The sequence below is a fragment of the Mesorhizobium sp. P170090 genome (assembly GCF_057786115.1).
The window spans coordinates 475,092-488,020 of record NZ_JBYNWH010000001.1; the positions used below are offsets into that span (position 1 = coordinate 475,092).

10 protein-coding genes and 1 pseudogene are annotated in these 12,929 nt (G+C 63.6%); 7 read left to right on the plus strand and 4 right to left on the minus strand.

Going from position 1 to position 12,929, the window contains the following annotated elements; genetic code table 11:
* The first annotated feature begins 111 nt into the window (after window positions 1-111).
* Together acs and AC3EML_RS02395 are read left to right on the plus strand one after the other, a co-directional pair.
* Window positions 112-2,067, plus strand: a complete 1,956-nt coding sequence (gene acs, locus AC3EML_RS02390) for an acetate--CoA ligase (RefSeq protein WP_023835211.1) — start codon at window positions 112-114, stop codon at window positions 2,065-2,067.
* Between the two features lie 9 nt (window positions 2,068-2,076).
* Window positions 2,077-2,814: an MOSC domain-containing protein gene (locus AC3EML_RS02395; protein ID WP_352462277.1), complete on the plus strand. Its 738-nt coding sequence runs from the start codon at window positions 2,077-2,079 to the stop codon at window positions 2,812-2,814.
* Window positions 2,815-2,880: 66 nt separating this feature from the next.
* Here the strand turns inward: AC3EML_RS02395 and AC3EML_RS02400 are convergent, their stop codons facing one another.
* Window positions 2,881-4,149, minus strand: coding sequence for a class I SAM-dependent methyltransferase (locus AC3EML_RS02400; protein ID WP_352462279.1), 1,269 nt, complete (start codon window positions 4,147-4,149; stop codon window positions 2,881-2,883).
* 387 nt (window positions 4,150-4,536) lie between these two features.
* Window positions 4,537-5,406, minus strand: coding sequence for a transglutaminase-like domain-containing protein (locus AC3EML_RS02405; RefSeq protein ID WP_352462281.1), 870 nt, complete (start codon window positions 5,404-5,406; stop codon window positions 4,537-4,539).
* Between the two features lie 180 nt (window positions 5,407-5,586).
* Between AC3EML_RS02405 and AC3EML_RS02410 the strand changes: the two genes are divergently transcribed.
* On the plus strand, window positions 5,587-6,252 hold the full coding sequence (locus tag AC3EML_RS02410; protein ID WP_023684076.1) for an HAD-IA family hydrolase: 666 nt from the start codon (window positions 5,587-5,589) through the stop codon (window positions 6,250-6,252).
* Between the two features lie 101 nt (window positions 6,253-6,353).
* Here the strand turns inward: AC3EML_RS02410 and AC3EML_RS02415 are convergent, their stop codons facing one another.
* Window positions 6,354-6,560, minus strand: coding sequence for a DUF1674 domain-containing protein (locus AC3EML_RS02415; RefSeq protein WP_023688862.1), 207 nt, complete (start codon window positions 6,558-6,560; stop codon window positions 6,354-6,356).
* A 104-nt stretch (window positions 6,561-6,664) separates the two neighbouring features.
* Between AC3EML_RS02415 and htpX the strand changes: the two genes are divergently transcribed.
* Window positions 6,665-7,690, plus strand: a complete 1,026-nt coding sequence (gene htpX / locus AC3EML_RS02420; protein WP_023824306.1) for a zinc metalloprotease HtpX — start codon at window positions 6,665-6,667, stop codon at window positions 7,688-7,690.
* Window positions 7,681-9,066 carry an RsmB/NOP family class I SAM-dependent RNA methyltransferase gene (locus AC3EML_RS02425; RefSeq protein WP_023712036.1) on the plus strand — a complete coding sequence of 462 codons (1,386 nt, stop codon included), beginning with the start codon at window positions 7,681-7,683 and terminating at the stop codon, window positions 9,064-9,066. Before htpX ends, AC3EML_RS02425 begins: the two co-directional genes overlap by 10 nt.
* 19 nt (window positions 9,067-9,085) lie before the next feature.
* On the opposite strand, the gene AC3EML_RS02430 is transcribed toward AC3EML_RS02425, so the two are convergent.
* Complete coding sequence (locus tag AC3EML_RS02430) at window positions 9,086-9,937, minus strand: phytanoyl-CoA dioxygenase family protein (protein WP_488505389.1); 852 nt, start codon at window positions 9,935-9,937, stop codon at window positions 9,086-9,088.
* A gap of 174 nt (window positions 9,938-10,111) precedes the next feature.
* On the opposite strand from AC3EML_RS02430, the pseudogene AC3EML_RS02435 reads away from it, so the two are divergent.
* Window positions 10,112-10,950, plus strand: a pseudogene (locus AC3EML_RS02435) (AraC family transcriptional regulator).
* A 217-nt stretch (window positions 10,951-11,167) separates the two neighbouring features.
* Complete coding sequence (locus AC3EML_RS02440; RefSeq protein ID WP_352520805.1) at window positions 11,168-12,892, plus strand: heparinase II/III family protein; 1,725 nt, start codon at window positions 11,168-11,170, stop codon at window positions 12,890-12,892.
* Window positions 12,893-12,929: the final 37 nt, after the last annotated feature.

Sequence of the window (12,929 nt, forward strand, 5' to 3'; positions counted from 1 at the left end):
AATGTTGCCGTCAGCGCGGAACTGTTAATAATGCCGCCGAATTCGCGGCTGCGTCGCCGTGATCCTGGCTGTGGTCAAGCCGGCGGGGTGGTTTGGGAGGAAAGTGAAGACATGTCCGAGGTGAAGATCCACCGCGTCCAGCCGGCGTGGAAGAAGAATGCGCTGATCGACAACGACACCTACCTCAAATGGTATGCCGACAGCGTGAAGAATCCGGACAAGTTCTGGGGCAAGCACGGCAAGCGCATCGACTGGTTCAAGCCGTTCAGCAAGGTCAAGAACACCTCCTTCGAGGGCAAGGTCTCGATCAAATGGTTCGAGGACGGCGAAACCAACGTCTCCTACAACTGCATCGACCGCCATTTGAAGAAGCGCGGCAACCAGACAGCCATCATCTGGGAAGGCGACAATCCCTACGACGACAAGAAGATCACCTATAACGAGCTCTACGAGCATGTCTGCCGGCTCGCCAATGTGATGAAGAAGCACGGCGTCAGGAAGGGCGACCGCGTCACCATCTACATGCCGATGATCCCGGAAGCGGCCTACGCGATGCTGGCTTGCACCCGCATCGGCGCCATCCACTCGATCGTCTTCGGCGGCTTTTCACCGGACGCGCTGGCCGGCCGCATCGATGACTGCAAGTCGACCTTCGTCATCACCGCCGACGAAGGCCTGCGCGGCGGCAAGCCGATCCCGCTGAAGGAAAACACCGACAGAGCGATCGAAATCGCCGCCAAGGCCGGCACCAAGGTCGATAAGGTGGTCGTCGTTCGCCGCACCGGCGGCAAGACCGGCTGGGTCCAGGGACGCGACATCTGGTACCATGACGAGATCGCCACGGTGAAGGGCGACTGCAAGCCGGAGAAGATGAAGGCCGAGGATCCGCTGTTCATCCTCTATACCTCAGGTTCGACCGGCAAGCCGAAGGGCGTGCTGCACACCACCGCCGGCTATCTCGTCTATGTCTCGATGACCCACCAATATGTCTTCGACTACCATGACGGCGATATCTACTGGTGCACCGCCGATGTCGGTTGGGTCACCGGCCACAGCTATATCGTCTATGGCCCGCTCGCCAACGGCGCCACCACGCTGATGTTCGAGGGCGTGCCGAACTACCCCTCGCAGTCGCGCTTCTGGGAAGTCATCGACAAGCACAAGGTCAACATCTTCTACACCGCGCCGACGGCACTGCGCGCGCTGATGGGCGCCGGCGACGAACCGGTGAAGAAGACCTCGCGCAAGTCGCTGCGCGTGCTGGGCTCGGTCGGCGAACCGATCAATCCGGAAGCTTGGGAGTGGTATTTCAACATCGTCGGCAACGGCAAGGTGCCGATCGTCGACACATGGTGGCAGACCGAGACCGGCGGCATTCTGATCACGCCGCTGCCCGGCGCCACCGACCTCAAGGCCGGTTCGGCGACGCGGCCCTTCTTCGGCATCAAGCCGCAGCTGGTCGACGGCGAAGGCAAGGTGCTGGAAGGGGCGGCCGACGGCAATCTCTGCATTGCCGATTCCTGGCCCGGCCAGATGCGCACCGTCTATGGCGATCACGACCGCTTCGTGCAGACCTATTTCTCCACCTACAAGGGCAAATACTTCACCGGAGACGGCTGTCGCCGCGACGCCGATGGCTATTACTGGATCACCGGCCGCGTTGACGACGTCATCAACGTTTCCGGCCACCGCATGGGAACGGCCGAGGTCGAATCGGCGCTCGTCAGCCATGAGAAGGTGTCGGAAGCAGCTGTCGTCGGCTATCCCCACGACATCAAGGGCCAGGGCATCTACAGCTACGTTACCTTGATGAAAGGCGTGGAGCCGAGCGAGGAACTGCGCAAGGAGCTCGTGGCCCATGTCCGCAAGGAGATCGGCGCCATCGCCTCGCCCGACAAGCTGCAGTTCGCGCCCGGACTGCCGAAAACCCGCTCCGGCAAGATCATGCGCCGTATCCTGCGCAAGATCGCCGAGGACGATTTTTCCGCACTCGGCGATACCTCGACACTGGCCGATCCGGCCGTGGTCGATGATCTGATCGCCAACCGCCAGAACAAGAAGGGCTGAGGGGATTTCATGGCTGCACTGGGCGCAGTCACGGAGCTCTGGCGTTACCCCGCAAGTTCGTTTGCCGGCGAACGCCAGGACGCCATTTCGGTCGGCCTTGAAACCATCGACGGCGACCGGCTGTTCGGCCTTGTCGATGTCTCGGACAATGAGATCGCGCGGCCCGACCGCGACGCCAAGTGGCACAAGGTGCCGCGCATCCGCACCCGGCTCACCAACGGTCGCGAACTGGAGATCGCCGTTCCCGACGGCGACTGGCTGGCAGTGCCGGGTGCGGAATGCGACCAAGCCATCTCGGCCTATCTCGGCTTCGCCGCCTCGATCCGGCCGTTCAGCCAGGACAACGCCCCCGGCTACACCGGCCCGCTCACCGCGGCGCGCTACCGCAAAGCGCCGATCCATCTCTTGACCACCGCATCGCTGGCGCGGCTCAAGGCGCTGCACCCTGAAGGCATTCCCGATCCGCGCCGCTTCCGCCCCAACATCGTTATCGACATGGAAGCGGTCGAAGGCTCGTTCCCCGAAACCGAATGGATTGGCCGCAAGCTCGCAATCGGCGACCTGCTGGTGACCGTCTCGGAGGCCTGCCGCCGCTGCGGCTTCACCATCATCAGCCAGGACGGCTTCGACCACGATCCCGGCATCCTGCGCAATCTGGTCCGCCACAACGCGCACAATCTTGGCGTCTATTGCACTGTGGACAGGCCTGCCCGTGTCGAGATCGGCGCGCCGATGCGGTTCGTGTAGGCCTCTACCGCGAGGCAGCAAATCGCAGACCTTGGAAAGCGTGGGGTTCGGCCCCGAATCCTATCTCTACCGATACAGATCCGCCCGTGTCGGCGGCAGCCCGCTCGGGCCGCGTGCGCGTTTGGTGACGACGGTCTGAAAAATCTGCGCCGAGGCGCGCTCGAAGGTGATCGAGCAGCCGGTGAGATAAAGCAGCCACAGCCGTGCCTTGGCCTCGCCGACTTCGGCGACCGCCTCGTCGAAGCGAGCCTGCAGCCGCTCGGCCCACAGCCGGCAGGTGCGCGCATAGTGCTCGCGCAGATTCTCAACGTCGTAGACCAGGAAGCCATGCGCCTCCAGATTGCCCAGCGTCATGCCGATCGTGTCGAGTTCCCCGCCGGGGAAAATGTATTTGAGCAGCGCCTTGAACTCCGGCCCCTTGCGCAAGGTTTTCTTCAAGTCGCCCTTGCTGCGCCTGGTGATGGCGTGGTGCAGATAGATGCCGCCGGGCTTCAGCAAGCGATGGATGGTCTTGAAATAGGTGGCGTGGTTGGCGAGGCCGAGATGCTCGAACATGCCGATCGACGATATCTTGTCGAAGGAGCCTTTGAGTTCCGCATAGGATTTGATCTCGATGGTGATGCGGTCCTGCAGCCCTTCGGCGCGGATGCGCTCGCGGGCGAGATCGGTCTGCGCCTGCGACAGCGACACGCCATGGCCGACGACGCCATAATTTTTGGCCGCATGGATCAGCATGGCGCCCCAGCCGCAGCCGATGTCGAGCAGCTTTTCGCCCGGCTTCAGCCGCAGCTTGCGGCAGATATGGTCGAGCTTGTCGGCCTGCGCCTGGTCGATGCCATCGGCGAAATCCTTAAAGTAGCCGCAGCTGTAGACCATGCGCTCGTCGAGGAAGAGCCGGTAAAAGGCGTTCGAAATGTCGTAGTGATGCTGGATCGCCTCTTGGCTCGACCCGCTGACATAGGGGTTGCGACCCGACAGATCGGTGCGTGCACTCATCTGCTTGCGTGACAGGAGCACCGCCGGCAGGTCGCGCAGGATCGCCAGCTTCGGCAGCGACTTGAGCTTGGTCCTGAGCTTGCCTTGCGACGGCAGTGCATAAAAATCGAAAATCGTCCCGTCTTCGATGTCTATCGTCTTGGAAATCCACATCTCGATCAGCGTCGACAGTGATGGCCGCTTTACCACCTGCCAGACGATGTCCTGGTCGTTGATGGTGAGCACGGGCCCGGTGGCGGGACCGATCCGCTCGCCGGTCCACAGCTTGACCGCAAAACCCGGCTTCAGCGTTTCGATCACCGTTCGCACGATGCGCGCGGCCTTCTCGGCTGCCTCCATGGCAATCCTCCCGAGTCCTGACAATCCACCTTGCATGGATTTTGCCCGCCCTCGCGGCTCTTCGCAACCCGGCGCAAAAGGCGGCTCGCCAGCTATTTCAAATCGGCATCTTGTTTTTTGCTGCAACGCACCCCATCATCTGTACGTGTTCAACAAATCGAAAGGAGGTGATCCGATGTCGAGTGATTTCGTTTTCCAGAACGTGGCCTCAGCGGATTGCACTTTCGGGAAGCAGTCTTCCCGTTAAGGCGCGATAAGCGCGGCGGGTGACCTCGGTCGCCGCCATTGGCCGCGCCACGGACGGAAACACGGAAGGCCGCCGGCTTCGTCAAGAAGCGGCGGCCTTTTCCATTTCCGGATTGTGTGTCGAAGCGAATCAAAATCCGGTCACGCCAGCATCCGCGCACTGACGGTCTTGTCGACGCCGTGATAGGGCGGGTTGAACAGATTGCCTTCCTGCTCATAGGTCCAGACCTTGAACAGCGAAAGTTGGTGCGGGCCGAAGCTGTGCAGCAGCGGCACATCCGTGGCATCACGACCGCGCGCGATGACGACGCGGCCTATCCTCGGACGATTATGACGCGGGTCGAACGTGTACCATTTGCCGTCGAGGAACACTTCCATCCAGGCCGAAAAGTCCATCGGCGCCGGGTCGGCCGGTACGCCGATGTCGCCGAGATAACCGTTCACATAGCGGGCCGGGATGTTCATGCAGCGGCAGAGCGTGATCGCCAGATGGGCGAAGTCGCGGCATACACCAACCTGCTCCTCATGCGCTTGGGCTGCGGTGCGCGTCGACCGCGCATAGCCATAGCCGAAGGACAGCCGGTTGTGGACATAGTCGACGATCGCCTGCACCCGCGCCCAGCCGGAGGGAACATGGCCGAAAAGCTGCCAGGCCAGACTGCTCAGATGATCGGTCTCGCAATAGCGGCTGCCGAGGAGGTAGCCGAGCACATCGTCCGGCAGTTCCGCCACCGGCACTTCCCTGGCCAGCGTGTTGACCGCGTCAGGCTCGCCGCTGTCTTCGACGGCTGCGTCATAGAGAATGCGGAAATTGCCGGCGGGTACGGTGAAGCGGCGGCAGGTATTGCCGAACAGATCGTGATAGACCTTGCTCGGCACTGAAGGCGACGTCAGCACGCGCGTCTGCCGTTTGATGTCGGCCTGACGATCCCTGTGGATATCAAGCAGCGAGATGACCGGCGTGGCGCCGACGCATTCAATGGCGATTTCGTAGCCGAGCCGGATCAGCACAATGATTGCCCCTTCGATCCCGTGGAAAACAGTATGCTCAAAACGCCAGAGGCGGGACCATGGTTCCCTGGAACTATCGAAAAGGCTCTCCCGCGGCTTCCCAGGCAGGCGTGGCGACGTTACGGTCGCACGACATGTTTCGACCCTCCCGAAACGATCCCTAACCCCGTGGAAAATCTGATGTTTGCAGGCAGAAAATTCGCCGCGTTCCTGTTCGATATGGATGGCACGGTGCTCAATTCGATCGCCTCGGCCGAGCGCGTCTGGGCGGCGTGGGCGCTTAAGCACGGTCTCGACGTCGAAGCCTTCTTGCCGACGATCCATGGCGTGCGGGCGGTCGAGACCATCACCAGGCTGGCGCTTCCCGGCGTCGACCCTGTTCATGAGGCGTTTGTGCTGTTGCAGGCCGAGTCGGACGATGTCGAAGGCGTGCTGCCGATCGCCGGCGCCGTGCCGTTCCTCAACGCTTTGCCGCCAGAGCGCTGGGCGATCGTCACCTCGGCGCCGCGCCCGTTGGCGCTGCTGCGCATGCGGGCCGCCGGCATCCCGGTTCCCGCCTTGGTGGTCGCGGCCGAGGATGTGTCGCACGGCAAGCCGGCGCCCGACTGTTTCCTGCTGGCGGCAAAACGGCTCGGCGTCGATATCGGCGACTGTCTGGTCTTCGAGGACGCACCGGCCGGTATCGCGGCGGCGGAAGCAGCGGGCGCGTCGGTGATGGTGATCAGCGCCACTCACCAGCATCCAATGACGACTCAGCACAACTCGATTGGCGGCTACGAAACCGTCTCCATCGCCATCGATGACAGCGGCTGGATGACGCTGGGGGCACAGCGCAGCGCGGCCTGAGGACTGGAGGACTGGAGGACTGGAGGACTGGAGGACTGCTATGCGCCTTTTTCTTCAACTCTTCAGTTCACCAGTTCCCCAGTTCTTCCGTTCCTGAACCCCTAGAAATCGCTAGCCAGTCCCTTCACTTCCCAGTCGCCGTAGCGGCCGGGTTCCTTGCCGCCGCGGCCGCCGATTTCCTTCGGCAGCGCAGCTTCCTTCTGGCGATACGCTTCACGGCGCGCCTCGGCTTCAGCCAGCGCCCGGCTGGCCGCCGGCGTCAGGTCCTTCTCCCGGTCGGCATCGGCTTTGCTGGGTTGGTCGGTCATGCGATAGTCCGGGCGGATTGAAACGAAGGGCGGCGTTTCCCATCATATAGCCATGAGTTCACCCGATCGACCTTTTTTTGCCACGGCCGCACAGGGAGCAGATGATGAGCACGCTACGCACCACCATGCTTCTGGCCGCGATGACGGCGCTGTTCATGGGCGTCGGCTTTCTGATCGGCGGCACCGGCGGCATGATGATCGCCTTCCTGGTCGCCGCGGGCACCAATCTGTTCAGCTACTGGAATGCCGACAAGATGGTGCTGTCGATGAATCACGCCGTCGAGGTCAACGCGAAGAACGCGCCCGAATTCCACGCCATCGTCGAGGCGTTGGCCAAGCAGGCCGGCCTGCCGATGCCCAAGACTTATCTGATCGACAATCCGCAGCCGAACGCCTTCGCCACCGGCCGCAATCCCGAGAACGCCGCGGTCGCGGCCTCGACCGGGCTGCTGGAGCGCCTGTCGCATGAGGAGGTGGCGGCAGTCATGGCGCATGAGCTGGCCCACATCCAGCATCGAGACACGCTGACCATGACCATTGTCGCGACACTCGCCGGCGCCATCTCGATGCTCGGCAATTTCGCCTTCTTCTTCGGCGGCAGCCGCGACAACAACAACCCGTTCGGCTTTGTCGGCGTGCTGGTGGCGATGCTGGTCGCGCCCTTCGCCGCCATGATCGTGCAGATGGCGGTCAGCCGCACCCGCGAATACGAAGCCGACCGGCGCGGCGCCGAAATCGTTGGAAATCCGCTTTGGCTGGCATCAGCGCTTGACAAGATCGCCCGCGGCGCCGAACGCATCCGCAACCCGGATGCCGAACGCAATCCCGCGACCGCGCATCTCTTCATCATTAATCCTCTTCACGGCGAGCGAATGGACAGCCTGTTTTCGACCCACCCGAACACCGACAACCGCATCGCCGCGCTGCAGGCGATGGCGCGCGACATGGCAGGCCGCCAGCCGGCGCCGCGCCAGGCGCCGACGCCAGAGCCGATCGAAGAATTGCCGGCCGATGCCGAGCAAGGTCCGTGGGGTAAGGCAGCACGCCCCACGCAGCCGACCAAACCGGCCAAGCCGAAAGCCAATCCGTGGGGCCGCAATCCGACCGGACCCAAAGGTCCGTGGTCGTGAGCGGCGCCAGATCCCGGCCCGCACATTCAGGCGATCGCGAAAACAGCTCGGACGAATTCGTCGCCGGCCTCGCCGCGCGCAAGGCCGCGGCGCGGCTGCTGGCCGCCGTTATCGACGCCAAAACGCCGCTCGACGGGCTGACGGACCACGAGAACGGCCATCCGCAATACAAGGTGCTCGACTTGCGCGACCGCGGCCTGGTGCGCGCCATACTGGTAACCGCGCTGCGCTACCGCATGACCATTGCCGGGCTCCTCGCCCGCCGCCTTGAAAAGCCGCTGCCGCCCAACGCCACAGCGCTGTCGCACATCCTGCATGTTGCGGCGGCGCAGATCCTGTTCCTCGACATCCCCGACAGCGCCGCCGTCGATTTGGCTGTGACCCACGCCAAGTCGGACCCACGCACGCAGCGCTTTTCCGGCCTCGTTAACGGCGTGCTGCGCACTTTGGTGCGGGCCAAGGAGACCGAACTGCCGGCAGCTCTTGCCGCCACCGACGAGGCGCCAAAATGGTTCTCCGACCGGCTGAAGGCCGCCTATGGCGCCGAGATGACCAGACAGATCCTGGCGGCGCATCGCGTTGAGGCGCCGGTCGATTTCACGGTCAAGGCCGATCCCGAACTGTGGGCCGAAAAGCTCGGCGGCATCGTGCTGCCGACCGGCACGGTGCGAGTGGAAAAGCTCAACGCCTCCGTCACCGAACTGCCGGGCTTCAGCGAAGGCGCATGGTGGGTCCAGGACGCCGCCGCCAGTTTTCCGGCGCGGCTGTTCGGCGATGTCAAAGGATTACGCGTCGCCGACCTCTGCGCCGCCCCCGGCGGCAAGACCGCTCAGCTGATCCTTGCCGGCGCCAAAGTCACCGCCGTGGACACCTCGAAGAACCGGCTGGCGCGGCTGACGCAGAACCTCGAACGGCTCGGGCTGTCCGCCGAGATCGTGCAGGCCGATCTGCTGAAATACCAGCCGGCGGAGCTTTTCGACGCCGTCCTGCTCGACGCGCCCTGCTCTTCCACCGGCACGGTTCGGCGCCACCCCGACGTGCCATGGACCAAGACGGCAGCCGACGTCGAAAAGCTAGCCGATCTGCAAGCAAAGCTGCTCGCCCGCGCCGTCACTTTGGTCAAACCGGGCGGTCGGATTGTTTTTTCCAACTGTTCGCTGGACCCAATCGAAGGCGAGGATCTGTATCGCGTCTTTCTGGCCGGCAACAAAACCGTCGCCGACGATCCACTGCAGCCCGGCGAAATCGCCGGCATCGACGCTTTCCTGACCCCGCAAGGCACGCTGCGCACCACACCCGCCGATCTTGACAGTGGTTCGCCAGGGGTTTCCGGCCTGGACGGCTTCTTCGCAGCCCGCATGCGACGTCTGGCCTGACTCCGACGCGACGACATGCCTAAAGCATGTCGTTCAAACTCCAGTGCTTCCCCCACCTTGCATCGATCTCATCATCCACATTCTGGTAGCGGATATCGGTGGAGAGCCGGATACGCCCCTCCGCACTCTGGTTGGTCGTCGAGGCGTGGATCATATAGGGCGAGTGGAGGACGACATCGCCGGCCTCGAAATCCGCGATCAGCCAGCGTGTATCGAACCGCTCCGCCATGTCGGGCAGGTCCTTCGACACCCAGCCGCCCTCGCTCATGTTCCTGTTGTAGGCGCTGATGCGCTCCTGCGGGCTCAGCCCGGCATTGTCCCTGGCGAACCGGGCTTCCATGTCGAGGCCGATGGCGTGCGATCCCTCGAGATAGACCAGGCCGCCCATGTCGACGGGAACGTCGCCGATCGGGATCCAGGCCGTGACGATGCGGCTGGTGCCGCCGCGAAGATAGACGAGATCGTAATGCGCCGGCGTCGCCACGGCGGTGCCCGGTTGGGTGAAGCGCATGATCTTGCGCTTGTGCAAATAGGACAGCCCGCCGACAAACCCATCCATCAGCCGCGCCATCCGGGGCTGTGCGCAAAACCCTTCATAGGCGGTGGAGCGAACCAGCGCCATCAACCGGCGATCGGCGAGCTGACGGTCGAACGTGCCGGCCGCCAGGCCAAGCGCGGGATCGGACCCGGGCTGCAGCAAGCCGGTGTCGGCCAGATACGAAAACACCCAGCCGCGAAAATCGATGACGTCGCGGCGCGGCAGCATACTTTTCAGCCAGACATAGCCTTGCTCGGCAAGGAGGCCGCGAATGGCATCGATGCCGACCCCGGCGTCGGTTGGCACGAGATGACCCAACCGGTTCGGCGCCATCGATAATGTCTTGCCGTTGGCGTTCAGATCGATTGACGCAACAGGAATCTGTCGTTGCGTGCCACCTGTTGAGCTTGACATTTCAGCCACCTGCGATTTTTCATCCTTAGCTGGAAATGTCATACTGTTCGCAGACTCGCCCATGGACAGAACGAAGCCATGGACTTTTCGCTCATGAACGATCTCTCTTACGCACTCTACAGATCCGCACCGGCCGCGGCCGGCGGCCTGTCGGTTACAGGGATTGGTCGGCATCGCGTCACTCAGGCGATCCAAGCGCGCAAATTGCCGGAATTCGCCGTGGTGCTGATTGAGAACGGTCAAGGCTGGCTTGAAACCAGGACTGCCGGCATGCAGACGATCCAAGCGCCGGCCCTGTTCTGGCTGCTTCCCGGGAGAATGCATTCCTACGGGCCGGACGCATCGGGCTGGCTCGAACGCTGGGCGCACTTCGACGGGGCCTTGATACGCGATTTCACCCGGCTGCGGCTGATCGCCGAGGACGCCCCTGTCGTCCCCTTGCGCGACCTCGGCAAATGCAGCGGCTGTTCGACAGGCTGCACGGTGAGCTGTCGCTCGATACGATGCTGAGCCAGGCAGAAGCCGCCGCCACGATGCATCGCATCGTCGTGCGTGCTGCCCGCCAGGCAATGGATTGGAACAACCGTCAACGAAATCCCGGCTTCCAGCATGCCGACATGCAGCCCATCATCGACGAATTGCGCCGCTGCGCGTGCGACCCGGTGGATCTCGATGCCTTCGCCGCGAAATTCTCGATGTCGCCGGCAACCTTGCGGCGCAGATTTGCGCGGGCAGCCGGCATGTCGCCCAAGGCCTTCCAACTGCGCACGAGGCTCGACCGCGCCAAACAGATGCTGGCCGCCTCCGATTCGCCCATCGAGTCCATTGCGGCCGCCGTCGGCATCCACGACGCCTTCTATTTCTCCCGTCTGTTTCGCGACCGCGAAAACTGTTCGCCCAGCGAATTTCGGTCTCGCCACAACCGCAAGTGAGTGCCGGATTGCCGGGCTTAAGCCCGCGAAGCGCTTGACTTTTTTCGGGGTGGGTCGGTGGCCGGCAGCGTGAGGCGCTTCACGTCGGCGGAATTCGACTTCGCATAAGTTCTTGAATCATATAAGCTTGTGCTGGGGTACCGGAACATGATGCCGAAAAGTGTGACGCGGTTTTCGGGCGACAGCATGCTCTATCTCCAGGCGACGAGGAGGGGTTTTGGCACTGGCTGCCGGCAGCACGACACGTCTGTGGACGCTTGTCGCTAAGGAGTTTTGGCGCAAGACGCGCCGGCGCCTTCGCGCAGGGCCAGTCTATCGCTGGCGCTATTCCGGGCGCACGCCCGAACGCGTCCTGATTGCACCGCCCGACCTCAGGCTCGCCGATCCGCAGATCGCGCTCGAGATTTATTATGGCCGCTATCCGCTGTCGGGACATCTGGTCGAGACCGGCGGCAAATCTCCATTCCAGATCGATGTCGCCAATCGCGGCTGGGTGAAGACGCTGCACGGCTTTCGCTGGCTGCGCCATATGCGCGCCGCCGGCACCGAGCTGGCCGCCGCCAATGCACGCGCGCTTGTCTCCGACTGGATCGCCATGCATGGCAACCAGATTTCCGGCATAGCCTGGGAGCCCGGCACCACCGCCAAGCGAGTCATTGCCTGGTTGCAACACTCCTCGGTTGTCCTACAAGGGGCCGAATTTCCGTTCTATCGCGCCTTCCTGAAATCGCTCGCCGTGCAGATCCGCTATCTCCGCTCGATGGCGCGCGAGATGCCGGACGGCAAGGACAGGCTGCGCGCTCGTATCGCGCTTGCCTTCGCCGCGCTGTCGCTGCCGGCGCCGGCCTCGGCACTGCGCGGCGCCACCCGCAACCTGGCGGAAGAACTCGACCGCCAGATCCTTCCCGATGGCGGCCACATTTCGCGCAACCCGATGGCGGTGCTCGAATTGCTCGCCGATCTCCTGCCGCTGCGTCAAACCTATGCCAACCAGGCCGAAACGCCACCGGCCGCCCTGATGGGCGCCATCGACCGCATGCTGCCGGCGCTCCGTTTCTTCCGCCATCAGGATGGCAGCCTGGCCCGCTTCAACGGCATGGGCGCGACCATCCACGACCGCATTGCCACCATCTTGCGCCACGACGACACCGCCGGCGCGCCGCTGCTGCACGCGCCGCATTCCGGCTATGAGCGCCTGTCGATGGGCGGCGTGACGGTGATTGCCGATACCGGCCCGTCGCCGGCCGTCGATGTGTCCAACGCCGCGCATGCCGGGTGCCTGGCCTTCGAACTCTCGTCCGGTCGCCAGCATTATATCGTCAATGCCGGCATCGACACCTATGGCGCCGCCGAGTTCCGACCGCTGGCCCGTGCCACCGCGGCGCATTCGACCGCCACCATCAACGACACCTCGTCGGCGCGGTTTTCCCATTCGTTGCGCGTCAACGACCTGCTCGGCTCGCCCTTGCTCGGCGGCCCGCAGCATGTGCCTTGCAAGCGCATCGACCAGAAGGGCACGCAAGGCTTCATCGCCCGCCATGACGGCTATATGCAGCGCTTTGGCTTCCTGCATGAGCGCGAGCTGAAACTGTCGAGCGAGGGCAATGTGCTCGCCGGCAGGGATCGCTTCCTCCGCCCGGGCGGTGCGGCGATCCGCAACAATGGCCGCGACTTCGTCGTGGTGCGCTTCCACACCCACCCTGACATCAACCTTTTGCAGGACGAGCATGACCGCCTGGTGCTGACCGCCGACCAGGCCGACACCTGGGTGTTCACCTGCACCGAAGTGGTGCCGGAGGTCGAGGAATCGATCTATTTCGCCGGCCTTGGCGGCCCGCGCCGCAGCCGCCAGATCGTGCTCGCCTTCAAGGCCTCGGAGATCGCCGAAGTGCATTGGCAGCTCACGCGCACCGGCATCGCCGGCTATCCCGAGCACAGCTGAGCGTCGTTGCCGGCGCCGGCTTGGTCGAGCTTCCGGC

What these genes read in the sequence shown, in the direction of transcription:
- acs (WP_023835211.1), top strand. Translation starts at nt 112, where the DNA reads ATGTCCGAGGTGAAGATCCACCGCGTCCAGCCGGCGTGGAAGAAGAAT.
- AC3EML_RS02395 (WP_352462277.1), top strand. Translation starts at nt 2,077, where the DNA reads ATGGCTGCACTGGGCGCAGTCACGGAGCTCTGGCGTTACCCCGCAAGT.
- AC3EML_RS02400 (WP_352462279.1), bottom strand. Translation starts at nt 4,149, where the DNA reads ATGGAGGCAGCCGAGAAGGCCGCGCGCATCGTGCGAACGGTGATCGAA.
- AC3EML_RS02410 (WP_023684076.1), top strand. Translation starts at nt 5,587, where the DNA reads ATGTTTGCAGGCAGAAAATTCGCCGCGTTCCTGTTCGATATGGATGGC.
- AC3EML_RS02415 (WP_023688862.1), bottom strand. Translation starts at nt 6,560, where the DNA reads ATGACCGACCAACCCAGCAAAGCCGATGCCGACCGGGAGAAGGACCTG.
- htpX (WP_023824306.1), top strand. Translation starts at nt 6,665, where the DNA reads ATGAGCACGCTACGCACCACCATGCTTCTGGCCGCGATGACGGCGCTG.
- AC3EML_RS02430 (WP_488505389.1), bottom strand. Translation starts at nt 9,937, where the DNA reads ATGGCGCCGAACCGGTTGGGTCATCTCGTGCCAACCGACGCCGGGGTC.